Origin of the sequence: Amycolatopsis sp. NBRC 101858 (assembly GCF_030269325.1) — a bacterium.
Taxonomy (GTDB): domain Bacteria; phylum Actinomycetota; class Actinomycetes; order Mycobacteriales; family Pseudonocardiaceae; genus Amycolatopsis; species Amycolatopsis ponsaeliensis.
Genome location: NZ_BSTD01000009.1, coordinates 82,190 through 109,152, shown reverse-complemented (window position 1 = coordinate 109,152; position 26,963 = coordinate 82,190). Strand labels below are relative to the sequence as shown.

The window sequence follows — 26,963 nt, the reverse complement described above, 5'->3', positions numbered from 1 at the left end:
GTGAGCGGGCCACCACCGTCGCTGCCCGAGGAGTCACCCGTGCCTCTGTCCACCCGCCCCCGCCTGGTCCTGGTCACCGTGGCCGCCGCCGCGCTCACCCTCACCTCCTGCACCAGCCGGGAAGAGACCCCGGCCGCCCCGTCGAGCGGCGGCGGACCGGCCGCTTCCGCGCAGTCCGTCGCGCCGTCCGCCGACGGCTGCACGCTCCAGAAAACCGGTTACGCCAAGGTCGACCTCAAGACCGCGGTGGTCGGTTTCTCACAGTCCGAAAAGGAAGCCAACCCCTTCCGGATCGCCGAGACGCAGTCCATTCGCGACGAAGCCGCCAAGCTCGGCATCGCCAGCGACAAGCTGCTCGTCACCAACGCCCAGAGCGACCTGAACAAGCAGATCAGCGACATCAAGTCGATGCTCGACCGCGGCGCCCAGCTGCTCGTCGTCGCGCCGCTGAACTCCGACGGCCTCCAGCCCGCGCTCGACGCGGCGAAGGCCAAGAAGGTCCCGGTCGTCACCATCGACCGCAAGGTGACGTCGCAGCCCTGCACCGACTACCTGACCTTCATCGGCTCGAACTTCGTCGAACAGGGCAAGCGCGCGGCGCAGGAGATGGCGCGGGTCACCGGCGGCACCGGCAAGGTCGCGATCCTGCTCGGCGCGTCCGGCAACAACGTGACCACCGACCGCACGTCGGGCTTCAAGGACGAGCTGGCCAAGACCGCCGGCCTCTCCGTGGTCGCCGAGCAGACCGGTGAGTTCGACCGCTCCAAGGGCCAGGCCGTGATGGAGCAGCTCATCCAGAGCCACCCGGACATCACCGCCGTCTACGCCGAAAACGACGAAATGGGCGTCGGCGCGGTCAACGCGCTGAAGACCGCCGGCAAGACGCCGGGCAAGGACGTCAAGGTCGTCTCGATCGACGGCACGCGCAACGCCGTGCAGCTCATCGCCGACGGCAGCTACAACGCCGTGATCGAGTCCAACCCGCGCTTCGGCCCGCTGGCCTTCCAGACGCTGCAGAAGTTCGAGAGCGGCGAGGCCATCCCGGCCAGCATCGTGATCACCGACGACCAGTACGACGAGACCAACGCCGCGCAGAAGGTCGGGAACGCGTACTGATGACGGCAGCCACCGAAGAGGACGTCGCCATGACGACCGCACCGGTGCTCGAGGTGGCCGGGGTGACCAAGCGGTTCCCCGGCACCCTCGCGCTCGACGACGTGAGCTTCGCGCTGCGACCCGGCGAGGTGCACGCGCTCGTCGGGGAGAACGGCGCGGGCAAGTCCACGCTGATCAAGGTGCTCACCGGCGTCTACCAGCCCGACGAGGGCGAGGTGCGCCACCTCGGCGAGCCGGTGACGTTCAAGCGGCCGATCGACGCGCAGCGGGCCGGGATCTCCACGATCTACCAGGAGGTCAACCTCGTCCCGCTGATGAGCATCGCCGGCAACGTCTTCCTCGGCCGCGAGCCGCGCACCAAAGCCGGTCTCGTCGACTGGTCCAAGATGTACGCCGACGCCCGCGAGCTGCTCAAGGGCTACGGCATCGACGACGACGTCAAACGCCCGCTGCACTCCCTGGGTGTCGGCGCGCAGCAGATGGTCGCCCTCGCCCGCGCGGTCTCGACCGACGCCAAGGTCGTCATCATGGACGAACCGACGTCGTCGCTCGAGCCGCGCGAGGTCGAGACGCTCTTCGAAGTGCTGAACCGCTTGCACGCCGAAGGCATCGCGATCGTCTACGTCAGCCACCGGATGGACGAGCTGTACCGGGTCTGCGAGAGCGTCACGGTCCTGCGCGACGGCCGGGTTGTCCACAGTGGACCGTTGAAGGACCTGCCGCGCATCGAGCTCGTGTCCAAGATGCTCGGCCGCGAGATCAAGCAGATCCGCGAAGAGGGCGTCACGGCGTTCGGCGAGGACCACGAGGTCGAGCGCGAACCGCTGCTCAAGGCGGAGAACCTGAGCGGCATGCGGAAGCTGCACGACGTCTCGGTGAGCATCCGGCCCGGCGAGGTCGTCGGCCTCGCCGGGCTGCTCGGCTCCGGCCGCAGCGAGACGGCACGCGCCATCGTCGGCGCGTTCCCCCTCGACCGCGGAAGCGTGCTGCTCGCGGGGAAACCGCTGAAGAAAGGCAAGATCGCCGCGGCCATGCGGGCCGGGATCGCGCTGCTGGCCGAGGACCGCAAGACCGACGGGATCATCCCGAACCTGTCGGTCCGCGAGAACATCGTGCTCGCCGCACTGCCGACGCTCTCGCCGTTCGGCCTGGTCAGCAAGGCCAAGCAGGACAAGGTCGTGAAGATCTTCATGGAGCGGCTGCGGATCAAGGCCGCGAGCCCCGAGCAGAAGGTGTCCGAGCTGTCGGGCGGCAACCAGCAGAAGGTGCTGCTCGCCCGCTGGCTGGCCACCGGCCCGAAGATCCTGCTGCTCGACGAGCCCACGCGCGGCATCGACGTCGGCGCCAAGGCCGAGGTCCAGGCGCTGATCGACGAGCTCGCGCAGGAAGGGCTCGGCGTGCTGCTCATCTCGTCCGAGCTGGAAGAGCTGATCGACGGCTCCGACCGCGTGGTCGTGCTGCGCGACGGCTCGGTCGTCGGCGAGCTGACCGGCGACCGCATCACCGAGGAGAACGTCCTGACCGCGATCGCAGCGGAAGCCGAAGAGGGTGACAACGATGTCTAGCGCCACCCTGACCAAGACCCCCGACCGCGCGAAAGTCACGGCGTGGCTGCAGAACTACGGCGTCTACCTGGCCGTCGTCGTGCTGTTGCTGTTCAACATCGCGTTCACCGAGAACTTCCTGTCCGCGGCCAACTTCCGCACCCAGCTGGTGCAGGCGGCGCCGGTCTGCATCGTCGCGCTCGGCATGGCGCTGGTGATCGGCACCGAGGGCATCGACCTGTCGGTCGGCTCGGTGATGGCGATCGCCGCCGCGCTCATCCCGCTCTACCTGGGCGCGGGCCCGCTGATGGCGATCATCGTCGCCGTCATCGCGGGCGTGGTCTCCGGCCTGTTCAGCGGATACCTGGTGGCGTACCTGGGGATCCAGCCGATCATCGCGACACTGGCGCTGCTCGTCGGCGGGCGCGGGCTCGCCCTGGTCATCGCGCACGGCCAGCTCGTCCAGCTGCACAACCAGGAGTTCCTGGAGCTCGGCACCGGCGACTTCCTGGGCGTGCCGATCATGGTCATCGTCGCGGGCGTGCTGGCGGTGCTGGCCGGGCTGGTCGTGCAGCGCACGACGTTCGGGCGGCACCTGGTCGCGGTCGGCGGCAACCGCGCCGCGAGCACCCTGGCCGGGCTGCCGGTGAAGCGCGTGCTCATCAGCGTCTACGTCATCTCCGGGGCACTGGCCGCGGTGGCCGGCGTGCTGGCGACGTCGCGGCTGGCCGCCAGCGACCCGAGTGACGTCGGCCTGCTCATGGAGCTGTCCGCGATCACCGCGGTCGTCGTCGGCGGCACCCCGCTGACCGGCGGCCGGGTCCGCGTGCTCGGCACCGTGTTCGGCGCGCTGCTCATGCAGCTCGTCCAGGCGACCCTGATCAAGCACAACCTGCCGGACTCGACCGCGCAGATGGTCCAGGCGGCCATCATCGTCGTCGCGGTCTACGTCGCGCGCGAGCGGAGCAACCGATGACAGCGCAGTCCGCTACTCCGATTACCGCCAGGAACGCCGCGTTCGCCGGTGTCCTGCAGCGCCAGGGCGCGGCCGTGGTGCTCGTGCTCGGCCTCGCCGCGTCGTGGTTCGCGTTCCCGCACTTCGGTACCGCCGACAACCTGCGCAGCCTCGTGCTGCAGGGCTCGTTCCTCGCGGTGATCGCGCTGGGCATGACGTTCGTGATCATCTCCGGCGGCATCGACCTGTCGGTCGGCTCGAACTACGCGCTCGGCGGCGTTCTCGCCGCGTACGGCGCGCAGTACGGGCTCGTCGTCGCGATCCTGCTGCCGCTGGCCGTGTGTTCGCTGATCGGGTTCGTCAACGGCGTGCTCATCGCGCGCACCGGGATGGCGCCGTTCATCGTCACGCTCGCTTCCCTGCTGTTCGCCCGGGGTCTGTTGCTGGCCCTGACGTCCGAAGGCGCGACGACGTACAAGGTCGACCCGGGCTCGGCGTTCCTCTGGCTCGGCCAAGGCACGATCTTCGGCGTCGGCGTGCCGGTGTACCTGACGCTCATCCTGTTCGCCCTCGGCGGGCTGCTGCTGCGCCGCACCCGGTTCGGCCAGTCCGTCTTCGCGATCGGCGGCGCCGAGCAGTCCGCGCTGCTGATGGGGCTTCCGGTGGCCCGCACCAAGATCAGCCTCTACACCCTCAGCGGCGCGCTCGCCGGGTTCGCCGGCGTCCTCACCGCCGCGTACCTCCAGTCCGGCGTCACGGTGATCGGCGTCGGGACCGAACTGGACGCGATCTCGGTCGTCGTCATCGGCGGCACGCTGCTCACCGGCGGCGCCGGGACGATCATCGGCACCCTCGTCGGCGTGCTGCTGCGCACGCTGATCCAGAACGTCATCAACCAGATCGGCACCCTCGACTCCAACTACCAGACGGTGGTGAGCGGGGCCTTCCTGCTCGTCGTCGTGGTGATCCAGCGCCTGCTGGCGCGCTCCCGAACCCGCTGACCCCTGTCCCCTACCAGGAGGTTCAACGATGTTCCGCCCTGCCCGAAAAACCCGGAGATGGCTGACCGCGGCCGCCGCGTTCGCCGTCGCGGTCGCCGGCCTCGGCACCGTGCCCGCCGCGAGCGCCGCCGACGCACCGCAGTGGCAGCGGCTCACCCCGCCGCTGTCGACGCCGTGGACCAAGGACGTCTCGCCGACGAACGCCCTCCCCGACTACCCGCGGCCGCAGCTGACCCGCGACAACTGGCAGAACCTCAACGGCGTCTGGGAGTTCGCGAAGGCGACCCCGGGTGAGGCCGCACCGGTCGGGAAGACGCTCGGCGAGCGGATCCTCGTGCCGTACCCGGTCGAGTCCGCGCTGTCCGGGATCATGCGGCACGAGACGAACATGTGGTACCGCCGCACGTTCGAGGTCCCCAAGAACTGGCAGATCGGCAAGGGACAGCGGCTGCAGCTGCACTTCCAGGCCGTCGACTACGACGCCACGGTCATCGTCAACGGCAAGACCGTCGGCCGCCACACCGGCGGCTACGACGCCTGGTCGGTCGACGTCACCGACGCGCTGACCACGAAGAAGACCCAGGAGATCGTCGTCGGCGTCGCCGACCCGAACGACCAGGGCGGTCAGCCCATCGGCAAGCAGCGCCAGCCCGGTGACGGCATCTTCTACACGCCGTCCTCCGGCATCTGGCAGACCGTCTGGATGGAGCCGGTGGCCTCGGCCCACATCGACCGGCTCGACGTCACCCCGGACGTCGCGAGCGGGTCGGTCACGGTGAACGCCGTGGTCGGCGGGCCGGTGAAACAGCGCGTCGAAGCCGTCGCCTACGACCACGGCCGCCCGGTCGGGCGCGTGTCCGGCGACGCGAACAAGCCGTTGAAGCTCAAGGTGGACCGGCCGCACCTGTGGTCACCGGACGACCCGTTCCTCTACGACCTGCGCGTCAAGCTGTCGGGCGGCGACGAGGTCGGTTCGTACTTCGGCATCCGGTCGATCAGCGTCGGCAAGACCGCCGACGGCAAGCAGCGGATGCTGCTCAACGGCAAGTTCGTCATGCAGGTCGGCCCGCTGGACCAGGGCTTCTGGCCGGACGGCATCTACACCGCGCCGACCGACACCGCCCTGAAGTTCGACCTGCAGCAGGAGAAGGCGCTCGGCTTCAACATGGTGCGCAAGCACATCAAGGTCGAGCCGGACCGCTGGTACTACTACGCGGACAAGCTCGGCCTGATGGTGTGGCAGGACATGCCGGCGATGAAGGACGACATCGAGCCGACCCCGGCCTCGCGCGTCAACTACGAGTCCGAGATGCACCGGATGATCGACCAGCACCGCAGCTTCCCGTCGATCGTCACGTGGGTGCCGTTCAACGAGGGCTGGGGCGACTACGAGGTCGGCCGGATCGCCGACGAGGTCAAGTCGTGGGATCCCTCGCGCCTGGTCAACGCCGAGTCCGGCGTCAACTGCTGCCGGTCCGAACCGGACAGCGGCAAGGGTGACATCTACGACGACCACACCTACACCGGGCCCGGAACGCCGGTGCAGACCGGAACCCGCGCGGCCGTCGACGGCGAGTACGGCGGTCTCGGCCTCAAGGTCGACGGTCACCAGTTCGACCCGGCCGGCAGCTTCGCCTACGAGATGGAACCCGACAGCGCGACGCTGACCCGGCGCTACGGCGAGCTCCAGCAGCGCCTGCTGCTGGTCGCCCAGCGGTGCGGCGTCTCGGCCGGCGTCTACACGCAGACCACCGACGTCGAGAAGGAGGTCAACGGCTTCTTCACCTACGACCGGCAGGTGAAGAAGATGGACTTCGCGGCGGTCCGCGCGGCGAACGAGGCGGTCATCAAGGGCGCCACGGGCAAGCCGGTGGCCGGGCCTTCGGTACCCGCGGGCACCCCGGGCATCGACGGCATCGCGGCGTACGGCTTCGACGAAAACGCGGGCACGACGGCCGCGGACTCCGTCGGCGACCACGACGCGACGCTCGTCGGCGGCGCGTCCTGGACCGCGGGCAAGAGCGGTTCGGCCTTGGCCACCAACGGTTCCGGCCAGTACGCCGACACCGGTGCGGCCCTGCTGAACACCGAAGGCAGCTACAGCGCGGCCGCGTGGGTGAAGTTCAACGCCGTGGGTGACGGCTTCCAGACGATCGTCAGCCAGGACGGCGACAGCACCAGCGCGTTCTTCCTGCAGTACTCGGGCCAGGACCACCGGCTGGCGATGAGCTTCGTGGGCACGCGGGCGCTGGCGCCCACGGCTCCGGAAGCGAACCGCTGGTACCACGTGGTCGGCGTCCGCGACGCGGCAGCGGGCACGCTGAAGCTGTACGTGGACGGGCAGCTGGCGGCCACGAAGAGCGTCTGCCTCGGCGACGCGTCGACGGGCCACACGGTGATCGGCCGCGGCAAGTACGGCGGCGGCCCGGTCGACTACCTCGACGGCGCGGTCGACCAGGTGCACGTCTACGACCGGGCCCTGTCCGACGCCGACGTCAGCGCGTTGTACTCCAGCGGAAAGTAGGCAACCGAAAGCACCCCTGAGGCGTGTGAGGCCCGGGAACCGCGATCGCGGTTCCCGGGTTTCGCATTCAGGGGGTGAGCCTTTTGGGCTCTCGAAGATCGTCCCTGCCCGCCAGAACGGGCGTCCTCGCCGTCACCGCGGCGCTCCTGCTCGCCGGGACGGCGCTGCCGGCTTCGGCCACGCAGTACACGTCGATCCAGTCGACGTCGTGGTCGTCCATCGATTCCGCCCAGCCGAAGAAGAGCTTCGTCAACCCGGCCGGCGACGCGCCGATCGGCGCCAAGGTGGACCACGGCAAGAAGCACGTTTCCAAGTCCTACTTCACTTTCGACCTCACCGGGCTGCGCGGCGCCAAGGTGCTTTCCGCGGAGCTGTCCGGCAAGGAGACCGCGGTCGCCGACTGCTCGGCGCCGCGCGGCACCGAGCTGTGGGTCACGGCCCCGGCGAAGAAGGCGCCGACCTGGGACGACCAGCCCCGCGAGCTGACCAAGCTGGCCGGCCCGGGCAGCCTCGACGTCTGCCCGTCCGACTACCTCGACTGGGACGCCGGACCGGCGCTGCAGCAGGCGATCGACGCCGGCCGGAGCTCGCTGACGCTGGTGCTGCGCCTGCCCGACAACCAGCAGTACAACCCGCGCTTCGGCCGCACCTACCGGCCGCTGCTGTACGTCAGCCTGGAGAAGAACCAGCCGCCCGCGACGCCCACGGCGTTGAAGACCGGCACGCACGCGTGCGCGGAGACACCGCTCGTCGGCCACGGCGACGCCGCGATGTCGGCCACCGTCAGCGATCCGGACGACTCCAGCTTCGAAGCCGAGTTCGCCTGGTGGCCGGTGGGCCACCCCGACCAGCGCGCGACCGGCCTCGACTACGTCTACAGCTCCGTCGCCTCCTTCGACCCCGACTCGCGGCTCGCGGACGGCGTCACCTACGAGTGGCAGGTCCGCGCGAAGGACAGCCTGGCCGCGAGCGCGTGGAGCGGGACCTGCCGGTTCACCACGGACTTCACCCCGCCGGCCACGGCGCCGACGGTCACCTCGACCGACTACGTGTACGAGGTGCCCGGCAAGGGCGGCATCGGCATCCCCGGCGACTTCACCCTCGACGCGGGCGGTGACACCGCGATCGTCGGCTTCCGGTGGCAGGCCGGTTTCACCGACAGCGGGTACGCCGCGGCCGACCGGCCCGGCGGCACGGCCACCGTCCGGTACACCCCGCGCAACGACGGCCCGCTGAGCATGTCCGCGTACGGGGTCGACGCGGCCGGGAACAGCGGGCCGTCGGGCGACTACCGGTTCTTCGTGGCCCGCAACGGTCCTTCGATGACCTGCACCCCGGCTCGTGCCTTCCTGGGCGAGACCCGGCAGTGCACCTTCGCCCCGCACGGCACCGACGGCGCGACCGCGTACGTCTACCAGATCGACGGCGGGCCCGAGACCACCGTGCCCGCGGGTGCGGGCGGCACGGCCACGATCACCGTCACGCCGACCGATGCCGACCAGCGCTACGACGTCTCCGTGCGGGCGCGGATGACCAACGGGAACCTGTCCGGCCCGGGTGGCGAGCAGCTCGACATCGACCGCGGCCTGCCCACGGTCGACGTGCCGGCGGTCCTCATGGTGGGCCAGCCCGCCGCCTTCACCCTGCACGCCACCCTGCCGGGGTCGACGTCGTTCACGTACGACTGGGACTACGGCGACCCGGCGACCGTCCCGGTGGGACCGGACGGCACGGCCCAGGTCACGATCGTCCCGCAGGAGCAGGGCCAGCACTGGATCCACGCGCGCACCACGACCGCGGCCGGGCTGGTCTCCGCGCGGAACGAAGTGAACGTCACCGCCGAGACCAACGGGCCGAAGGTGACGAGCGCCGAGTTCCCGGAGTCGTCCACCGGTGGCTACGTCACGACCCCGGGCACCTTCACGTTGACGTCGCCACTGCCGGGAGCGGTCAGCTTCACCTACCGCTTCCCGGGCGCGGAGCCGGCCACCGTGCCGGCGGGCCCGGACGGCTCGGCGAGCCTCGTCTTCACGCCGCTCACCACCGGCTGGCAGTACCTGGAGGCGACCACCACGTTCGCCGACGGAACCGTGTCGGCCGGCGCGTACTACTGGTTCAGCCCGCGGTCGGCCGCACCGGTGCTCACGTGTGACGGGAACGGGAGCTTGCGGCCGGGTCAGGTGGTCCACTGCACGCTGACGCCGGTGCAGCCGGACCTCGCCACCTACGGGTACACGATCGGCGACGGCCCGGAAGTGTCCCTGCCGGCGGGCGCCGACGGCACGGCGGCGTTCGAGTTCACGCTGCCGGCCGACCAGACGCGGTATGTGCTCCAGCTCCACGCCTGGAGCACGAACTCGGCCGGGCTGCGCACCGACGAGTCGTACACGTTGTTCTGGGTGGACGAAACCTCGGCCGCCCACGCGACTCACGCGGTCTGACGGCTCCGTGACGGCCACCCGGCGGGGTGGCCGTCACGGTTGACCTGGAGCCCGCTCCAGCCGCTACCGTCGCTGTCATGACCGAAGATCGTTTCGAACGCGGCAAGCAGGCCCTGGTCGACCTCAACGGGGAAGAGACCGCCCAGCGCGTGCTGGACAGCCTCGAAGACATCTCGCCGAAGCTCGCCGACAGTCTCGTGTCGTGGGGCTTCGGCGAGATCTACACGCGGCCGGCGCTCGTGCCGCGGGACCGGCAGCTCGTCACGCTCGGCATGCTCACCGCGCTCGGCGGGTGCGAGCCGCAGCTCGAGGTGCACGTCAACGCGTCCCTCAACGCCGGGCTCACCCCCGAGGAGATCGTCGAAGCGCTGCTGCAGTCGGCCGCCTACTGCGGCTTCCCGCGGGCGCTGAACGCGACCGCCGTGGCGAAGAAGGTCTTCGGAGAACGCGGGCTGCTGCCGGTGGCCGACCGATGAGGGCCGTGGTGTTCGGCGCGACCGGCATGGTCGGGCAGGGCCTGCTGCGCGAGTGCCTGCGCGACGAGCGGGTCGAGGCCGTGCTAGCGATCGGCCGGTCGCCCCTCGGCGAAGAGCACCCGAAGCTGACAGAACGCGTCGAGAAGGACTTGTTCGCGCTCGAGCCGATCACCGGCTACGACGTGTGCTTCTTCTGCCTCGGCGTGTCCTCGGTCGGGATGGCGCCGGAGGAGTACGAGCGAATCACCTACCAGCTGACGCTTTCGGTGGCCGGGAAGCTGCCGCCGGACACCACTTTCGTGTACGTCTCCGGGGCCGGCACCGACAGCAGCGAACGGGGCCGGGTGCGCTGGGCGCGCGTCAAGGGCGCCACCGAGAACGCGCTGGCGAAGCTGCCGCTGCGGGCGTTCTCCGTCCGCCCCGGCTACATCCAGCCACTGCACGGGGTCACGTCGAAGACCACGCTCTACCGGACGCTCTACCGCGTCGCGATGCCGCTGTACCCGGTGCTGCGGCGGCTGTTCCCCGGCTTCGTGACGACCAACGAGGAGCTCGGCCTGGCGATGCTGGAAGTCGCCGAGAACGGCTACGAGAAGCCCGTGCTGGAGAACGCCGACATCGTCACCGCCGCCGCGCGACGAGCCCGGCCAGCAGGTTCGTGAGCCCCTCGGCCAGCGCGGCCGCGAACTCCGGAGCCGCGCCCACCTCGGCCGCCGCCTTCGCCACGACGTCGGTCGGGTTCGCGAACGGCCACGCGCCCGACACCAGGACCACGACCCCGAGCGCGAACTGACGGGAGCCGTCGGCTGACAACTCCGGCACCCGCGTCCGGACCAGCGCGCCGAGCCGTTCGGTGCTGGCCGCCGCGCGCCCCTTGAAGCTACGCGCGAACTCCAGGGAGATGTTGCGCTCCAGCACCGGCGCCATCGAGCTGATCAGCTCGCACAGCAACCGCCGCTCGGCGAGCGTCGCGGCGATCGTCCCCGCAACACGCTCTTCGCGCGCGAAGCCGGGATCCGCCGGTGCCGGGTCGCCGAGCTTTCCTTCGAGGTCGTCGAGCCACGCCGTCCACGCCGCGTCGAGGACTTCGAGGAAGACCGCCTCGCGGCTGTCGAAGTAGCGGAGCACATTGGACTTCGCGAGCCCGACGTGGCAGGCGAGCTCCCGCAGGCTGATGTCGGCGACCGGCCGCTCGGCCAAGAGCTCCCGCGCGGCGGCGAGGATCGCGGTGCGGCGCGCCTCGATCTGCTCGGGCCGCCGGGCGCGCTGGAATCCGGCGCTCATGGCGCCGACAGTATCCCTTCTCAGCCGCTGTGCGCGGCCTCCCGGCGCGTCTTGACCCGGCGATAGCTCCAGATCAGCAGCGCGAAGAGGATCACCGACGACAGGATCAGGCTCGACCCGGTGCTCCAGCCGCCGAACGGCAGCGACTTCACCACGCCCCAGACGATCCCCGCGGCCAGCAGCGCCAGCCCGGCCAGCACCGAACCGGCGATCCGCAACGGCGACGACACGCTGTCCTCGGCCGCCTTCATCGCCCGGTCCCGCACCGGGTCGACGTACTTCTCGAGCGCCGGGAACTCCGACGCGAGCAGCAGGAGCCCGGCGAGCACGAGCAGCAGCCCGGGGCCGGGCAGGACGAGCAGCAGCACCCCGACCACGAGCAGGACGGCCCCCGCTACCGTGATCGAGATCCGCTTCGCCTGTTTGCCGATGCCCACTGGGCGTCTCCCCTCGTTTCGCCCGATTCTTCCTGGTTGCGGCCTCGCGTGCCACTCACGACCGCGCGGGCCCTGGCCGCGGCCACGCCCAGGCCGGCCAGCGCGACCACGCCGAGGGCGATCACGAGCCCCGGCCAGACGTAGAGCACCTGGGCGTAGGTACCCCGTCTTCCGGCGAACACCACCCCGAGCAGCTGCGGCAGGAACGCGAGCGGGAGCAGCGGCAGCAACGGCGGCGCGACCCGCCACCACCGGGGCTTCCGCCGGGCCCGCCGGACGCCCAGGATCGCCAGGGCCACCGCTGCGAGGGCCAGCGCGGCGAGCACCCGGTCCGCGATCACCCCGGCCGGCAGCGCGGGCTCGGGCGAACCGCCCTGGACCAGCGTCACCAAGCCCTGGGCCAGGGACTCGGCGTCGTTGTCGAGGGCGAGTCCGGTGCCGGCCAGCACCGCGATGCCGTAGCCGTCCGGCAGCAGGATCTGCGCGGCGGTGTGCGTGAACCACTCGCCGTTGTGGGAGATCTGATCCGGCCGGTACTTCCCCCAGCCCAGCGCGTAGTCGCGGCCGGCCGCCGGGGTGTGCGCCAGCGCGTTCGACGCCGGGGAAAGCACGCCGCCGCCGTCCTGCTGCGCCTCGAGCCACCGCGCGAGGTCGGTCGCGGTGCTCAGGACGCCGTGGCTGCCGCCGGTGAACCAGTCCGGTTCGGCCGCCGGGACCTCGAACCCGAAGGCCCGGACGTACCCGGTGGTCCCGGCCGGCGGCTCGTCCACCGTGGTGCTCGCGGTCATGCCCAGCGGGGCGAACAGCCGCGTCCGCAGGTACTCCGCGAACGGCTGCCCGGCCACGATCTCGACGATCCGGGCGGCCACCTCGTAGTTCGGGTTGTGGTAGTGGAACTCCGTCCCGGGCTCGCTCGCCAAACCCGCGTCCCGCAGCCGGTCGACGGCCTCGGCGAGCGTGTGCGGCTGCGGCAGCGTGAGGTCGGGGAACGCGGAGTCGGCCATCCCGGACGTCTGGTCCAGCAGCATCCGGACGGTGATCCGCGCGCCGCGCTCGTCGGCGAGCCGGAAGGCGGGCAGGTAGCGCGTCACCGGCTCGTCGAGCGTGATGCGACCGGCTTCGACGAGCTGGAGCACGGCGAAGGCCGTCATGGACTTGCTCAGCGAGGCGATCGGCAGCCGGGTCGACGCGGTGATGGGCGTGCCCGAGGCGTCATGGCCGTAGCCCGCGACGCGCACGACGTCACCGCCGCGGGTGACGGCGACCGCGGCGCCGGGCAGGCCGGTGTGGTCGAGGTAGGCGCGGACGTACCCGTCGATGTCGTTCGTCGCGGCGGCCGCCGCCGGGGTCGCGGTGCCGAGCAGGAGCGCGGCAAGCACGAGGAAAAGCCTGGTCATGCGGGTCAACGTAGGTACTGGGCGGGGTCGCCGGCGGCTGCCGGACGACGTCGACCACCCCCGACTTTCGGCAGGTCTTGACAGCCCGGCTATATTCAACTTATCGGTTGATAAACAGATTGGTTGATAAAGATGTCGGTTGACGAGGAGGCGCTGGACCGGGCGTTCACCGCCCTCGGCGACCCGGTCCGCCGGGCGCTGGTCGCGCGGCTGTCCCGCGGCGAAGCGACGGTCAACGAGCTGGCCGAGCCCTTCGCGATCACGAAGCAGGCGGTGTCCCGGCACATCCAGGTGCTGGAGCAGGCCGGCCTGATCACGCGCAGCCGCGACGGGCAGCGCCGGCCGTGCCACCTCGTGCCGTCCGCCCTCGAAGCCCTCACCAGCTGGATCGACACGTACCGGCTGGCCACCGAACGCAGCTACCGGCGGCTCGACGCCGTCCTCGAAACGCTGGAGGAAACGCCATGAGCACCACGATCACCGCCCGGCCGGGAACGCCGTTCATCGAGATCACCCGCGAGTTCGCGGCCCCGCCGTCGGCGGTCCTCCGCGCGCACACCGACCCGGAGCTGATCGTGCGGTGGCTGGGCCCGCACGGGATGGAGATGGAGATCGTCGAGTTCGACGCCCGATCAGGAGGTGCGTACGACTACATCCACCGCGACGAGCGTGGCGAGTATCGCTTCCGCGGCGTCTACCACACGGTGAGCGCCGACCGGATCGTCCAGACTTTCGAGTACCTGGGCGCACCCGGCGAAGTCACGCTCGACTCGATGACGCTGACCGAGGCCGGCGGCCACACCCGCGTGGAGACCCGCTCGGTGTTCCCCTCGGTGGAGGCGCGCGACGCGGCGCTGGAGAGCGGGATGAGCCGCGGGATCACGGAGTCGTACGAGCGGCTCGACAAGGTCCTGGCGGACTGAGATGGCCGGGGTGGTGGCGAGTTTCTGCATGTCACTGGACGGGTTCGTGGCCCGGCCCGACGATTCGGTCGGGCCGCTGTTCGACTGGTACACCGCGGGAGACGTCGAGGTGCCGATGGTCGGCTACCCGATGACGTTCCGGGTTTCCCCGCGCAGTGCGGACTACCTGCGGTCGTTTTTGGACTCGGTCCGCCACGGCGCGTTCGTCTGCGGCCGCCGGGTGTTCGACTACACCCACGGCTGGGGCGGCAATCCTCCCGGCGGAGGTGCGGCTTTCGTTGTCACGCACCGGCCTCCGCCTTCGGACTGGCCCGCGTCCCACCTTGCGCCGTTCACTTTCGTCTCGTCGGTCTCCGAGGCCGTCGAGCTGGCGCGGGGCGCCGGGGACGGATCCGTGGGCGTCTCCGGGCCGAATATCGCGCAGCAGTGCCTGAACCTCGGGCTTCTCGACGAGGTCCGGATCGATCTCGTACCCGTCTTCCTGGGCTCCGGTGTCCGGTACTTCTCCGACATCGACAGCGCTGCTTTGCTTGAGCAGGTCGAGGTCGTGGTCGGTTCCGGTGTCACGCACCTGCGTTACCGGGTGGTCCGCCCAGCGCCGTGAAACCTCAGTCCAGGCAGAACTCGTTGCCTTCGACGTCCTGCATCACGATGCAGGACTCGTTGAACCCGTCAGCCACCAGCACCCGCTCCTGCACCGCCCCCAGCGCAACCAACCGAGCGCTCTCCGCCTGAAGAGCAGCCAACCGCTCCTCCCCCACCAACCCGGTACCCACGCGCACATCGAGGTGCACCCGGTTCTTCACGACCTTGCCCTCGGGCACGCGCTGGAAGAACAACCGCGGCCCCACTCCCGAAGGATCACCGCACGCGAACGCCGCGCCCCGGCGATCCGCCGGCAGCGAACTGTCGAACTCCGCCCAGCTCGCGAACCCCTCCGGAGGTGGCGGGACCACGTACCCCAGCACCTCGCACCAGAACCGGGCCACGCGCTCGGGTTCCGCGCAGTCGAACGTGATCTGCACCTGCCTGATCGACCCCATCGGGCCAGCCTAGGCCACCCTCACTCGCCCGCGCCCGCCAGCAGCTGTTCGAAAGGGACGAACGCCGGCTCCTGAGCCGCAGCGGGCCGTCCGGCCGCAAGCGACGCCAGCTCCGCACCCGCCTTCTCGATCCGTCGCTGCAACGCCCCTTCCCCGCCGCCCCAGTCCGACGAAGCCGCGTACACCCCGGTGGCCACCGGATCCGCTTTCAGGTACCCGAACAACGGCCGCAGCTGGTAGTCCAGCACCAGGGAATGCCGCTCGGTCCCGCCCGTCGCACCCAGCAGGACCGGCTTGCCCGCCAGCGAGTCCGCGTCCAGCACGTCGAAGAACGACTTGAACAACCCGCTGTACCCGGCCGTGAACACCGGTGTCACCACGATCAGCGCGTCCGCGTCGACCACCGTGGCGATCGCCGACCGCAGCTCCGGGCTCGGAAACCCCGTCAGCAGGTTCTTCGTCACGTCCAGCGCGATGTCCCGCAGCTCCACCACCGAAACCGACACCGGCGACGGCGAAGCGGCGACCGTGGCCGCCGCCAGCCGGTCCGCCAGCAGCCGGCTGGACGACGGGACCGACAGCCCCGCCGTCACCACCGCGAGCTTCATGCCGGCACCTCTTCCGAAACCGCAGCAGCGGCCTCGACCAGCGAAGCGTGCGTGGGTGCGTCCGGAACGTGCGCCGGCCGCATCGAGTCCAGCTCCTTGCGCAGCACCGGCACCACTTCCGAGCCCAGCAGGTCCAGCTGCTCCAGCACCGTCTTCAGCGGCAGGCCCGCGTGGTCCATCAGGAACAGCTGACGCTGGTAGTCACCGAAGTGCTCGCGGAACGTCAGCGTCTTGTCGATGACCTCCTGCGGGCTCCCCACGGTCAGCGGCGTCTGGTCGGTGAACTCCTCCAGCGACGGGCCGTGGCCGTACACCGGCGCGTTGTCGAAGTACGGGCGGAACTCGTTCCACGCGTCCTGGGACTTGGGCCGGATGAAGGCCTGCCCGCCGAGACCGACGATCGCCTGGTCCGCCTGGCCGTGGCCGTAGTGCTCGAAGCGCTGGCGGTAGAACGCGATCAGCTGCTGGAAGTGCGATGTCGGCCAGAAGATGTGGTTGGCGAAGAAGCCGTCGCCGTAGAACGCCGCCTGCTCGGCGATCTCCGGGCTGCGGATCGACCCGTGCCACACGAACGGCGGGACGTCGTCGAGCGGCCGCGGCGTGGACGTGAAGCCCTGCAGCGGCGTGCGGAACTTGCCGGACCAGTCGACGACGTCCTCGCGCCACAGCCGGCGCAGCAGCGCGTACTTCTCGATCGCCAGCGGGATGCCCTGGCGGATGTCCTCGCCGAACCACGGGTACACCGGGCCGGTGTTGCCGCGGCCCATCATGAGGTCGACGCGGCCGTCGGCCAGGTGCTGCAGCATCGCGAAGTCCTCGGCGATCTTCACCGGGTCGTTCGTGGTGATCAGCGTCGTCGACGTCGACAGGACGATCTTGGACGTCTGCGCCGCGATGTGGCCCAGCATCGTCGTGGGCGACGACGGCACGAACGGCGGGTTGTGGTGCTCGCCGGTCGCGAAGACGTCGAGACCGACCTCCTCCGCCTTCAGCGCGATGCGCACCATCGCCTTGATCCGCTCGTGCTCCGTCGGCGTGGTTCCGTTCGTGGGATCGGTCGTGACGTCGCCCACCGTGAAGATTCCGAACTGCATGACCTGCTCCCTTCGCGACCCCCATCTTACATGCGCGTTCAACTACTTCCAAGCAAGAGATATTCCGGCCGTCAAAGCCGTAGGGGACACCAAGTAAGGTCATGGACATGGACGCGGAGCTCGGTCGGCTGGGTCTGGCAGAACGTTCGGTACGCCTTCTCACGGGCCGCGACATCTGGGGGTCGATCACGCCGCTGCTCGCGCCTCGCCGGAACCTGGTGGCGGCCTTCGGCCACGTCGGGCCCGGCGCGGCGGCGCTGCTGCCGCTGGAACCCGGCGACACGGTGATCACGGACGCGAGCCTGGACACCGTGCTGTCCGGCGCGACGAGTCCGCACGCCCTGCTGCACTGGGTGAAGGCGGGCGTGATCGTGCACTCGCTGCGCGGGCTGAACGCGAAGCTGGTGATCGCCGAGGACGAACCGTCGTTCGTGGTGGTCGGCTCGGCGGACGTCACCGCCGCCGGCCCGCGGCAGCTGTTCGAAGCCGTGACGGTCTCCCACGAGAAGCACACCGTCGAGGAGGCCCAGGAGGCCTGGCTCGAGTGGTGCGACCTCGCGGGACCCGCGCTGACGGCGGGTGACCTGGAGCCGCTCCTCGAGCAGTACGGCGCCGGCAAGCTGGTCACCTCGCCGCGCCCCGCCACCCCCAGCCGCCCCGCGGCACCCGCCCGGCCCGTCGTCACGAGCCGCCCGGCGACGCCGGTCCGGCCCGCGGCCCCGGCCCCGCCGCCGTCCCCCGTGCGGCCCGCTCCGACGCCGCCGCCCGCCCCGGTCGCCGAGGTCGCCCCGGCTCCTCCGGCCGAGCCGGCCCCGGAACCGGTTGCGGCACCGGCCGTCGCGAGCGAGCCGGAACCCGCCGACACGCCGGAGACGGTGGCGTCTTCGGAGTCTTCGGACGCTCCCGAGGCTCCGGAGACCGACGTCCCCCGGCCCTCCTGGCCGCGCCCGGCCGAGCTGTACCTCGTCAGCCTCGTCGAGGGCGGCGAGCCGTCGGCCGAGGCCGAGTACCGGCTCGAAGAGCTGACGCGCGAATACACCCACCCCGGCGAAAACGGCGAGCAGCCGTTCCGCGTCGAGCTGTTCTGGGCCGACGACGGCCAGGGCCAGGACCCGCCGCGCACGCTCCGCCCGGGCGTGCACGTGATCCGCGTGTACAGCCAGAAGCAGGGCCGTGCCCTGGTCGGGTCGCGGATCGAGGCACCCGGTCTCGTACTGCAGGCCTACGCCGACGAGTTCGCCTACCCGCGCCGCACCTACTGCTACATCCTGACCCGGGAGACGGCCTCGCGGCCGTTGTTCGGCGAGCTCCGCAAGGGCCTCGCGACGATCGGCGAGAAGCCGAACTTCCGGAACAGCTTCCAGGTCCCGCGGAAGATCGAAGCCCTCCTCGGCCTGTGGCCCGACCTGGGCTACGACCCCAAGTAGCGGGCGGCGCGCGCCACTCCGGAGCAGGGAGCGCGCGGAAGTTGTCGGGGTGGGCGGATATCCTGCAGTACGGTGCAGGCCGAGTCCGCACCATTACCAGCACTCTTCGCGAGCCACGATCCGGGAGAACGACCCTGTGACTGCCGAGACCTTGTACGGGGCCGACGACCTCACGCACCTCGAGGGGCTCGAGGCCGTCCGCAAGCGCCCCGGGATGTACATCGGTTCCACCGACAGCCGGGGCATCAACCACCTCTTCTCCGAGGTGGTGGACAACTCCACGGACGAAGGTGTCGCCGGCCACGCGACGAAGATCGTCGTCACGCTGCACGCCGACGGCAGCGTCCAGGTCGACGACGACGGCCGCGGCATCCCGACCGGCACCCACGCGAAGTCCGGTTTGTCCGGCGTCGAGCTGGTCCTGACCCGGCTGCACGCGGGCGGCAAGTTCGGTGGATCGGGCTACAAGACCTCAGGCGGCCTGCACGGCGTCGGCGCTTCGGCGGTCAACGCGCTGTCGCACCGCTTCGACGTCACGGTCAAGCAAGAGGGCAAGGTCCACCAGATGTCGTTCAAGCACGGCATCCCCGGCACCTTCGACGCGCCCGGCCCGAAGGCGAAGTTCACCCGCCGGTCCGGGCTGAACCTCACCGGCAAGATGAAGCGCGGCGAGCGCAGCGGCACGTCGATCCGCTACTGGTACGACTCGCGCTACTTCGAGTCCGGCGCGGCGCTGGACGTCGAAGGCGTGCGGGCGAAGCTGCGCAACACCGCGTTCCTCGTCCCGGGCGTCACGTACGTGCTGCGCACGGCGATCGAAGACACGATCAACGAAGAGACCTTCCACTTCCCGCACGGCCTGGTCGACATGGTCGACTTCCTCACGCCGTCGGGCGAGAAGCCGGTCTGCGGCACGCTGCTCATCACCGGCGAGGGCACCTACAAGGAGAACGCGGCGGACGCGGCGGGCGTCATGCAGTCCAATGTGGAGCGCCACGCCGAGGTCGAGGTGGCGCTGCGCTGGGGCACCGGCTACGAGCGCACCGTCGAGTGCTTCACCAACACGATCCGCAACGTCCACGGCGGCACGCACCGCCGCGGTTTCGACCGCGCGATGGCGAAGGCGTTGCAGGACGCGATCTCCAAGACCCGCGGGCTGCTCAAGCCCAAGGAGGACATGCCGACGATCGAGGACGTCCTCGAGGGCATGACGGCCGTGGTGCACGTCCGGCTGCCGGAGCCGCAGTTCACGTCGCAGACCAAGGACGAGCTGTCCACCGCGGGCATCACCCGGGTCATCCAGGGCATCGTCGACAAGCACGTGAAGGCCTGGACCGAAGACCGCAAGACGAAGTCCGAAGCCAAGGTCGTGCTGCAGAAGGTGGTCGACGCCTCGCGCGTCCGGCTCACCCAGAAGCAGCAGAAGGACGCCGCGAGGCGCAAGACCGCGCTCGAGGGCGCGGCGATGCCGCCGAAGCTGGTCGACTGCCGCACCACCGGCGTCTCCCGCAGCGAGCTGTTCCTCGTCGAGGGTGACAGCGCGCTGGGGTCGGCCCGGATGGCGCGCGTGTCGGAGTACCAGGCGCTGCTGCCGCTGCGGGGCAAGATCCTGAACGTGCAGAAGGCGTCGCTGGGCGACACGCTGAAGAACGCCGAGATCGCGTCGATCGTGCAGGTGCTGGGCGCGGGCACCGGGCGCACGTTCGACCTGACGACCATGCGCTACGGCCGCGTCATCCTGATGGCGGACGCGGACGTCGACGGCTCGCACATCCGGACCCTGCTGATCACGCTGTTCGCGAAGTACATGCGCCCGGTGATCGAGGACGGCCGGCTGTACGCGGCGATGCCGCCGCTGCACAAGCTCGTCACCAAGGGCCGCAACCCGGAGACGCACTTCACGTACACGCAGCAGGAGATGGAGTCCAAGTACGCGGAGCTGGAGCGGGCGGGCAAGAGCATCGTCACGCCGGTGCCGCGGTTCAAGGGCCTCGGCGAGATGGACGCCGACGAGCTGTGGGACACCACGATGAACCCGGCCAGCCGGTCGGTCCGCCGGATCACCATGGACGACGCCGAAGCCGCCGAGGGCGCGCTGGAACTGCTGATGGGCGAGAAGGTCGAGCCCCGGCGGAACTGGCTGGTCGCCTCTTCGGACCGGATCGACCGCGACGCCATCGACGCTTAATTTTCGCAGCTACCAAGGAGTTCTGCCGTGGCACGCCGCAAGGGCACCACCACCAAGGTCGATCCCAGCGCGTTCGACTCCGCCGGGGCGAACGTCTTCGACAACTCGCTGAAGACCGAGATCGAAGACAGCTACCTGGAGTACGCGTATTCGGTCATCCACTCGCGCGCCCTGCCGGACGCGCGGGACGGGTTGAAGCCGGTGCACCGCCGGATCCTGTACTCGATGAACGAGAACGGCTACCGCCCGACGCACGCGTACGTGAAGTCGTCGCGCGTGGTCGGCGACGTGATGGGCAAGTACCACCCCCACGGTGACGTCGCGATCTACGACGCGATGGTCCGGCTGGCGCAGGACTTCTCGCTGAACGTCCCGCTGATCGACGGCCACGGCAACTTCGGCTCGCCCGACGACGGCCCGGCCGCCTCGCGGTACACCGAAGCGCGGATGTCGCCCGAGGCGATGCAGCTGGTCGGCGAGCTCGGCGAGGACACCGTCGACTTCCGCCCGAACTACGACGGTTCGCTGGAAGAGCCGTCCGTGCTGCCCGCGGCGTTCCCGAACCTGCTGGTCAACGGCACGTCCGGGATCGCGGTCGGGATGGCGACCAACATGATCCCGCACAACCTCGGCGAGGTCGTGGCGGCGGCGCGGTGGCTGATCACGCACCCGTCCGCGACGCTCGACAAGCTGATGGAGTTCGTGCCCGGCCCCGACCTGCCGACCGGCGGCAGCCTGCTGGGCCTCGACGAGGTCCGCCGCGCGTACGAGACCGGCCGCGGTGTGGTCCGGATGCGCGCGAACTGCGAGACCGGGCCCCTCGAAGGCAGCCGGGGGCGGCAGGCGATCACCGTCACCGAGCTGCCCTACGGCGTCGGCCCGGAGAAGGTGATCGAGAAGATCACTGACGAGGTCAACAAGTCCAAGCGGCTCACCGGCATCGCCGACGTCAAGGACCTCACCGACCGCGAGAACGGCACGCGGCTGGTCATCGAGTGCAAGGTCGGCGTCAACCCGCAGGCGCTGCTGGCGGATCTGTACCGGCTCACGCCGCTGGAGCAGTCGTTCGGCATCAACAACCTCGTCCTCGTCGACGGCCAGCCGCAGACGCTGGGGCTCAAGGAGCTGCTGGAAGTCTTCCTGCGGCACCGCTACGAGGTCGTCACGCGGCGCACGAAGTACCGGCGCCGCAAGCGTGAAGAGCGGCTGCACCTGGTCGACGGCCTGCTGATCGCGCTGCTGAACATCGACAAGGTGATCAAGCTCATCCGCGAAAGCGAGAACGCGCAGGCCGCGAAGGACGGCTTGATGACGCGCTTCAAGCTGTCGGAGATCCAGGCGACGTACATCCTCGACACCCCGCTGCGCCGGCTGACCAAGTACGACCGGCTGGAGCTGGAGTCCGAGCAGGACCGGCTGCGCGAGGAGATCGCCGAGCTGTCCAAGATCCTCGACGACGAGTCGGTGCTGAAGAAGCTGGTCTCGGCGGAGCTGGCGAAGATCGCGAAGGACTTCCCGACCGAGCGCCGCACGTCGCTGATCGACGGCGACCTCAAGGAGGTCCTGGCCGCGTCGAAGCCGTCCGGTCCCCTGGAGGTCACGGACGACCCGTGCCAGGTGATCCTGTCGGCGACCGGCCTGGTGGCGCGCACGGCGGCGGAGTCCGAGGAGTCGACCGAGACCCGCCGGCGCAACGGCCGGGTGAAGCACGACGCGGTGGCGGCGGTGGTCCACACGACCGCGCGCGGCCAGATCCTGCTGGTGACGAGCCGCGGCCGGGCGTTCAAGACGGACGTGCTGCCGTTGCCGGTGCTGCCGGAGCAGGCGGGCACGGTCTCGTTGCGTGGCGGCATGGCGGCCCGCGAGCTGGTGCCGTTGGAGAAGGGCGAGACGGTCGTCGGCATCGCCCCGCTGGGCGAGCAGGCGGCGGGGTCCCCGGGCCTGGCGCTGGGCACCCGCGCCGGAGTGGTGAAGATCTGCTCGCCGGAGTGGCCGGTCCGCTCGGATGAGTTCGAAGTGATCTCCCTGAAGGACGGCGACGAGGTAGTCGGCGCCACGTGGCTCACGGACGGCTCGGAGACGCTGGCGTTCGTGTCGTCGGAGGCGTCGCTGCTGAAGTACGCGGCGTCGCTGGTCCGCCCGCAGGGCCTCAAGGGCGGCGGCATGGCGGGCATCAACGTGGGCGCGGGTTCGGCGGTGTTCTTCGGAGCGGTCCGCACGGACGACGACGAGCACGGCGAGCCGCTGGTGATCACGTCGACGGGTCAGAGCGTGAAGGTGACCCCGTTCAGCGAGTACCCGGCAAAGGGCCGCGCAACCGGCGGTGTCCGGGCGCAGCGGTTCCTGAAGGGCGAAACGGCTCTGCGTGTCGCTTGGATCGGCCCTCGCCCGGCAGGTGCGGCGAGGAACGGCGACCCGGTGGAGCTCCCGGAGATCGACGTCCGCCGCGACGGCTCGGGCCACGCCCACCCGGGTCCGGACGTGGTGGGCCACCTCATCGAACGAGACTGACGGGGTTTCCGGGGTGGTTCGAGCTTCGAGCCACCCCGGGTTCCTCAGGCCGGCGACTCCGCACGCAAGCGCAGCAAGGCCTTCCGCAGCCGGACGCGCTCGTACAGGAACGTGGCGATCACGACGACGATGCCGCCGGCGGCGAACAGGGCGAGCAGGTTGCCGACCGCCGCGCTGAGCAGGCAGCACCCCGCGGCCACCGAACAGCCGATGAGCGTGCTCCGGCGGCGGCGCCGGTGCTGGGCCAGCTGGTGAACCGCGATGCGCGTCGCGGCCGTGCGCAGCCGGGGATCCGCCGGCGCCCGGCCCGTGCGGCTCGCCTTGGCGGCGGCCTTGAACTCCGGCCAGGTCAGGTCTTCCGCGCAGGCCCGCCACATCGCCCGTTCCGTTCGCGCCATCGTGGGACCCAGGACCGCGCCGACGAACACACCCGCGCCGAGGCCGGTCAGCGCCACGACCCACCACGGACCGTCCGGCCACACCACTGCCGCCTCGAGCACCACCAGACCGGCGGCGAACAACCCGCCGGTCAGCAGTCCGAGCATCCAGGCGCGCCGCGATCCTCCGTGCCTCCCCATCCGCCCAGTTTCGTTCCCCCCGGAGCGCGCCGCCGAACGACTACGCCGGACGGCTCAACACCGGCACTACGGCAGCCTCGCCGCGATGTCGTCGATCGTCCACGCGCCTTCGGTCTCGATCACCTTCACGTCGTGCCAGCCGGCCAGCTCCGAGATCGCACCGCCCTGGACCGCGAACACCTTGCCCGTCAACGCGCACTTCTCGGACGCCAGGTAAGCCACCAACGGCGAGATGTTCGCCGGCGAGAACGCATCGAACTCGCCCTCGGCAACCGGTGCCGCGAAGATCGCGCCCATCCCCGGGGTCGCCAAGGTCAGCCGGGTCCGGGCGATCGGGGCGATCGCGTTGACCCGCACCCCGTAGCGCTCCAGCTCGGCCGCCGCCACCAGCGTCATCGCCGCGATGCCCGCCTTCGCCGCGCCGTAGTTGAGCTGGCCCGGGTTCGGCACCGTCGTCCCCGACGCCGATGCCGTGTTGATCACCGACGCCGCGACCGGCGCACCCGCCTTCGAAAGCGACTTCCAGTACGCCGCCGCGTGGTGGAGCACTGCCGCGTGGCCCTTGAGGTGGACCGCGATCACCTCGTCCCACTGCTGCTCGGTGAGGCCCGCGACGAAGCTGTCCCGCAGGATGCCCGCGTTGTTCACCACCACGTCCAGCCGGCCGAACTCGGACACCGCCTGGTCGACCAGCTCCGCCGCGCCCGCCCACGACGCCACGTCCGACGTGTTCGCCACCGCCGAACCACCTCGTTCGCGGATCTCCGAGACCACCTCGGGGTCCGGCTCGATGTCGTTGACGACCACCGAAGCCCCCTCCCGCGCGAACAACAGCGCGTGCTCCCGCCCGATCCCCCGGCCCGCGCCGGTGACCAGCGCGACGCGCCCGTCGAGTGCACCCATCACAGCTCTCCCAGCTCCGCGAGTCCGTCCTTGATCACCAACGTGTCACCGACGGTCGTCTCGAAGGCGTACGAACCGCCGCCCGCTGACCAGATCGACGTCGACAGGTCCTGCCCCGGCAGCACCGGCGACGCGAACCGCACGGCCAGCCGCCGCAGTCTGTCCACTGAGGACTCGCCGACCTCGGTCAGCAGCGCCCACGACGTGAACGCCATCGTGCACAGCCCGTGCGCGATGATCCCCGGGAGTCCCGCGGCGCGTGCGACCTCGTCGTCGAGGTGGATCGGCATCGGGTCACCGGCGGCCGGGCCGTAGCGGAACGTCTGGTCGTCGTCGACGTGCTGGCTGACCTTCGCCACCGGCGCCGAAGATCGCAAAGACTCGTCGAAGCGGTGCGAAGGCCCCAGCGACCCCTCCTTCGAACCGGTGTCGAAGCCGCGCACGAAGAACGTCACGTACTGCTCGTTCACCAGGTCACCGGAAGCACTGCGGCACTCCAGGTAGACCGTCGCCCGCGTGCCCTTCGGCAGCCCTTCGAACCCGGTCATCTTCGCCCGCGACACCAAGGAATCCCCGGGCCGGATCGGGCGGTGGAACCGGAAGTCCTGCTCGCCGTGGAGAACGCGACCGAACAACGACGTCGGTACCACTTCGAGGGCCGGCTCCAGCAGCGACTGGAACACCGGCACGATCGCGAACACCGGGCTCGCGACGTCCCCGGCGCGGTGGGCGGGGATCGGGTCGTTGGTCGCCAGAGCGTAGTCGACGAGCCGTTCCCGCGTGACGTCGAACGACACCGGCGACGTCCACTTGCCCAGGCCGGCGGGGTCGAACTTCATGCGACCAGTGCCTTGAACTTCTCGAGCGACTCGTCGAGGTTCTTCTTGCCGTCCTTCTCGACGGCCTTGCCCAGCGCGCCGACGATCATCTGGCCGGTGAACTCGGCCTCGATGGTCGCCGCCGAGCCGGCGCCGGCCGCCGCCACCGACAGCGAGAAGCTGATCTTCACCCCGGCCATCCCGGTCCCCGAAATGACCAGCCGGGACGGCGCTTCGTAGGTGTCGACGGTCCAGGTGATCGTGTTCGCCATCCCGAGCATGGTGACCACTTCGGACACCTGCGAACCCGGCGAGAACTCCGCCGGGACGTCGCCCTTCCACTTGGTGTGGATGGTCAGCCACTTCTCGAAGTTGGTGGGGTTGGAAAACTCCGCCCACACCTTGTCCGGCGCGGCGGGCAGTTCGACGGACGCGCTGATCCGGCCCACGGTCTCTCCTAAGCTCGCTGGTAGGCGGTGACGACGGCGGCGCCACCGAGTCCGATGTTGTGCTGCAACGCGGCCCGCACATCCGAAACCTGCCGCGCGTCCGCGTCGCCGCGCAGCTGCCAGGTCAGTTCGGCGCACTGGGCGAGCCCGGTCGCGCCGAGCGGGTGGCCTTTCGAGATGAGCCCGCCGGACGGGTTCACGACCCACCGGCCGCCGTAGGTCGTGTCCCCGGCGTCGACGAGCGACCCGCCTTCGCCCTCTTCACAGAGCCCGAGTGCTTCGTACGTCAGGAGTTCGTTGGCGGAGAAGCAGTCGTGCAGCTCGACGACCTGGAAGTCGGCCGGCCCGAGCCCGGCCTGCTCGTACACCTGGCGGGCGGCCTGCCGGGTCATGTCGTAGCCGACGATGTTCTTCGCGCTGCCGTCGAAGGTGCTGCGGAAGTCGGTGGTCATGGCCTGCCCGACGATCTCGACGGCCCGCTCGGCCAGTCCGTTCGTCTCGACGAAGGCCTCACTCGCCAGGATCGCCGCGCCGGAGCCGTCCGAGGTCGGCGAGCACTGCAGCTTGGTCAGCGGGTCGTAGATCATCCGCGACGCCAGGATGTCGTCGAGTGAATAGACATCCTGGAATTGCGCGTACGGGTTGTTCACCGAGTGCCGGTGGTTCTTCTCGCCGATCTTCGCGAAGTGCTCGGCGGTCGTGCCGTACTGCTTCATGTGCTCGCGGCCGGCGGCGCCGAACATCCACGGCGCGGGCGGGAACAGCACCTCGGAGATCTCGGCGAGTGCCTGCATGTGGTTGCCCATCGGCTGCTCGCGGTCGTCGAAGGTCGACCCGAGCGAGCCGGGTTTCATCTTCTCGAAGCCCAGCGCCAGGACGCAGTCCGCGCGGCCGCCGCGGATCGCCTCCGCGGCCAGGTACAGCGCGGTCGAGCCGGTGGAGCAGTTGTTGTTGACGTTGACCACCGGGATCCCGGTCATCCCCAGCTCGTAGACGGCACGCTGCCCGGACGTCGACTCGCCGTAGACGTACCCGACGTACGCCTGCTGGACGGCGTCGTACCCCAGCCCGGCGTCTTCGAGCGCCTTGGTCCCGGACTCACGCGCCATCTGCGGGTAGTCCCAGCCTTCGCGCCGCCCGGGCTTCTCGAACTTCGTCATCCCGACGCCGACGACGTACACCCTGTTCGTCATGGCAACAAACATACAGACCGGCATGTATTTATCAAGGCCGGACCACGGACCCG

The 26,963-nt window shown here is 70.2% G+C and carries 25 protein-coding genes; 14 read left to right on the top strand and 11 right to left on the bottom strand.

From position 1 onward, the window contains the following. The first annotated feature begins 39 nt into the window (after positions 1–39). The 8 genes from QSK39_RS50965 to QSK39_RS50930 all read left to right on the top strand — a co-directional run bounded on the left by QSK39_RS50965 (position 40) and on the right by QSK39_RS50930 (position 10,719). Positions 40–1,116, top strand: a complete 1,077-nt coding sequence (locus tag QSK39_RS50965; protein ID WP_285485074.1) for an ABC transporter substrate-binding protein — start codon at positions 40–42, stop codon at positions 1,114–1,116. After that, the gene (locus tag QSK39_RS50960; RefSeq protein ID WP_285485073.1) at positions 1,116–2,681 is read left to right on the top strand and encodes a sugar ABC transporter ATP-binding protein; all 1,566 of its coding nucleotides are present in this window, start codon (positions 1,116–1,118) and stop codon (positions 2,679–2,681) included. Before QSK39_RS50965 ends, QSK39_RS50960 begins: the two co-directional genes overlap by 1 nt. After that, a complete protein-coding gene (locus tag QSK39_RS50955; RefSeq protein ID WP_285485072.1) occupies positions 2,674–3,636 on the top strand; it encodes an ABC transporter permease in 963 nt (320 codons plus the stop codon). The genes QSK39_RS50960 and QSK39_RS50955 overlap by 8 nt, the downstream gene beginning before the upstream one ends. Next, positions 3,633–4,616, top strand: coding sequence for an ABC transporter permease (locus QSK39_RS50950; protein ID WP_285485071.1), 984 nt, complete (start codon positions 3,633–3,635; stop codon positions 4,614–4,616). The genes QSK39_RS50955 and QSK39_RS50950 overlap by 4 nt, the downstream gene beginning before the upstream one ends. A 28-nt stretch (positions 4,617–4,644) precedes the next feature. Then, positions 4,645–7,140 carry a LamG-like jellyroll fold domain-containing protein gene (locus QSK39_RS50945; RefSeq protein WP_285485070.1) on the top strand — a complete coding sequence of 832 codons (2,496 nt, stop codon included), beginning with the start codon at positions 4,645–4,647 and terminating at the stop codon, positions 7,138–7,140. 74 nt (positions 7,141–7,214) lie between these two features. Continuing rightward, positions 7,215–9,581 (top strand): hypothetical protein, encoded by a 2,367-nt coding sequence (locus tag QSK39_RS50940; protein ID WP_285485069.1) that lies wholly within the window; start codon positions 7,215–7,217, stop codon positions 9,579–9,581. Between the two features lie 77 nt (positions 9,582–9,658). After that, on the top strand, positions 9,659–10,057 hold the full coding sequence (locus tag QSK39_RS50935; protein WP_285485068.1) for a carboxymuconolactone decarboxylase family protein: 399 nt from the start codon (positions 9,659–9,661) through the stop codon (positions 10,055–10,057). Next, positions 10,054–10,719, top strand: coding sequence for a Rossmann-fold NAD(P)-binding domain-containing protein (locus QSK39_RS50930; RefSeq protein WP_285485067.1), 666 nt, complete (start codon positions 10,054–10,056; stop codon positions 10,717–10,719). Before QSK39_RS50935 ends, QSK39_RS50930 begins: the two co-directional genes overlap by 4 nt. On the opposite strand, the gene QSK39_RS50925 is transcribed toward QSK39_RS50930, so the two are convergent. From QSK39_RS50925 to QSK39_RS50915, 3 genes are read right to left on the bottom strand one after another with little or no spacing between them, the layout of a single operon-like run. Next, on the bottom strand, positions 10,679–11,341 hold the full coding sequence (locus QSK39_RS50925; protein WP_285485066.1) for a TetR/AcrR family transcriptional regulator: 663 nt from the start codon (positions 11,339–11,341) through the stop codon (positions 10,679–10,681). The genes QSK39_RS50930 and QSK39_RS50925 overlap by 41 nt on opposite strands. A gap of 20 nt (positions 11,342–11,361) precedes the next feature. After that, positions 11,362–11,778, bottom strand: coding sequence for a PGPGW domain-containing protein (locus tag QSK39_RS50920; RefSeq protein ID WP_285485065.1), 417 nt, complete (start codon positions 11,776–11,778; stop codon positions 11,362–11,364). After that, on the bottom strand, positions 11,736–13,175 hold the full coding sequence (locus QSK39_RS50915; RefSeq protein WP_285485064.1) for a serine hydrolase domain-containing protein: 1,440 nt from the start codon (positions 13,173–13,175) through the stop codon (positions 11,736–11,738). The genes QSK39_RS50920 and QSK39_RS50915 overlap by 43 nt, the downstream gene beginning before the upstream one ends. Positions 13,176–13,307: 132 nt before the next feature. Between QSK39_RS50915 and QSK39_RS50910 the strand changes: the two genes are divergently transcribed. Genes QSK39_RS50910 through QSK39_RS50900 form a run of 3 tightly spaced genes read left to right on the top strand, consistent with a single transcriptional unit; the run spans position 13,308 to position 14,702 of the window. After that, positions 13,308–13,643, top strand: a complete 336-nt coding sequence (locus tag QSK39_RS50910; protein WP_285485063.1) for an ArsR/SmtB family transcription factor — start codon at positions 13,308–13,310, stop codon at positions 13,641–13,643. Then, a complete protein-coding gene (locus tag QSK39_RS50905) occupies positions 13,640–14,098 on the top strand; it encodes an SRPBCC family protein (protein ID WP_285485062.1) in 459 nt (152 codons plus the stop codon). The genes QSK39_RS50910 and QSK39_RS50905 overlap by 4 nt, the downstream gene beginning before the upstream one ends. Positions 14,099–14,126: 28 nt before the next feature. Beyond that, entirely contained in the window at positions 14,127–14,702 is a 576-nt protein-coding gene (locus tag QSK39_RS50900) for a dihydrofolate reductase family protein (RefSeq protein WP_502873390.1), read from the top strand. Between the two features lie 4 nt (positions 14,703–14,706). On the opposite strand, the gene QSK39_RS50895 is transcribed toward QSK39_RS50900, so the two are convergent. Genes QSK39_RS50895 through QSK39_RS50885 form a run of 3 tightly spaced genes read right to left on the bottom strand, consistent with a single transcriptional unit; the run spans position 14,707 to position 16,843 of the window. Next, on the bottom strand, positions 14,707–15,141 hold the full coding sequence (locus QSK39_RS50895) for a VOC family protein (protein WP_285485060.1): 435 nt from the start codon (positions 15,139–15,141) through the stop codon (positions 14,707–14,709). Positions 15,142–15,161: 20 nt separating this feature from the next. Then, positions 15,162–15,749 (bottom strand): CE1759 family FMN reductase, encoded by a 588-nt coding sequence (locus QSK39_RS50890; RefSeq protein WP_285485059.1) that lies wholly within the window; start codon positions 15,747–15,749, stop codon positions 15,162–15,164. After that, entirely contained in the window at positions 15,746–16,843 is a 1,098-nt protein-coding gene (locus tag QSK39_RS50885; RefSeq protein WP_285485058.1) for an LLM class flavin-dependent oxidoreductase, read from the bottom strand. The genes QSK39_RS50890 and QSK39_RS50885 overlap by 4 nt, the downstream gene beginning before the upstream one ends. A gap of 107 nt (positions 16,844–16,950) precedes the next feature. Between QSK39_RS50885 and QSK39_RS50880 the strand changes: the two genes are divergently transcribed. From QSK39_RS50880 to QSK39_RS50870, 3 genes are all read left to right on the top strand, one after another. Continuing rightward, on the top strand, positions 16,951–18,270 hold the full coding sequence (locus QSK39_RS50880) for a phospholipase D-like domain-containing protein (protein WP_285485057.1): 1,320 nt from the start codon (positions 16,951–16,953) through the stop codon (positions 18,268–18,270). Between the two features lie 136 nt (positions 18,271–18,406). Further along, positions 18,407–20,458, top strand: coding sequence for a DNA gyrase/topoisomerase IV subunit B (locus QSK39_RS50875; protein ID WP_285485056.1), 2,052 nt, complete (start codon positions 18,407–18,409; stop codon positions 20,456–20,458). A 27-nt stretch (positions 20,459–20,485) separates the two neighbouring features. Beyond that, positions 20,486–22,969 carry a DNA gyrase/topoisomerase IV subunit A gene (locus tag QSK39_RS50870; protein ID WP_285485055.1) on the top strand — a complete coding sequence of 828 codons (2,484 nt, stop codon included), beginning with the start codon at positions 20,486–20,488 and terminating at the stop codon, positions 22,967–22,969. Positions 22,970–23,013: 44 nt separating this feature from the next. Here QSK39_RS50870 and QSK39_RS50865 read toward each other — a convergent pair whose 3' ends face one another. The 5 genes from QSK39_RS50865 to QSK39_RS50845 all read right to left on the bottom strand — a co-directional run bounded on the left by QSK39_RS50865 (position 23,014) and on the right by QSK39_RS50845 (position 26,910). Continuing rightward, positions 23,014–23,547 (bottom strand): hypothetical protein, encoded by a 534-nt coding sequence (locus tag QSK39_RS50865; RefSeq protein WP_285485054.1) that lies wholly within the window; start codon positions 23,545–23,547, stop codon positions 23,014–23,016. A 66-nt stretch (positions 23,548–23,613) separates the two neighbouring features. Beyond that, the gene (locus QSK39_RS50860; protein WP_285485053.1) at positions 23,614–24,450 is read right to left on the bottom strand and encodes an SDR family oxidoreductase; all 837 of its coding nucleotides are present in this window, start codon (positions 24,448–24,450) and stop codon (positions 23,614–23,616) included. Then, positions 24,450–25,289 (bottom strand): MaoC/PaaZ C-terminal domain-containing protein, encoded by an 840-nt coding sequence (locus QSK39_RS50855; RefSeq protein ID WP_285485052.1) that lies wholly within the window; start codon positions 25,287–25,289, stop codon positions 24,450–24,452. The genes QSK39_RS50860 and QSK39_RS50855 overlap by 1 nt, the downstream gene beginning before the upstream one ends. Next, positions 25,286–25,717 (bottom strand): type II toxin-antitoxin system Rv0910 family toxin, encoded by a 432-nt coding sequence (locus QSK39_RS50850; protein ID WP_285485051.1) that lies wholly within the window; start codon positions 25,715–25,717, stop codon positions 25,286–25,288. The genes QSK39_RS50855 and QSK39_RS50850 overlap by 4 nt, the downstream gene beginning before the upstream one ends. Before the next feature lie 8 nt (positions 25,718–25,725). Then, on the bottom strand, positions 25,726–26,910 hold the full coding sequence (locus tag QSK39_RS50845; RefSeq protein WP_285485050.1) for a lipid-transfer protein: 1,185 nt from the start codon (positions 26,908–26,910) through the stop codon (positions 25,726–25,728). Between the last annotated feature and the right edge of the window lie 53 nt (positions 26,911–26,963).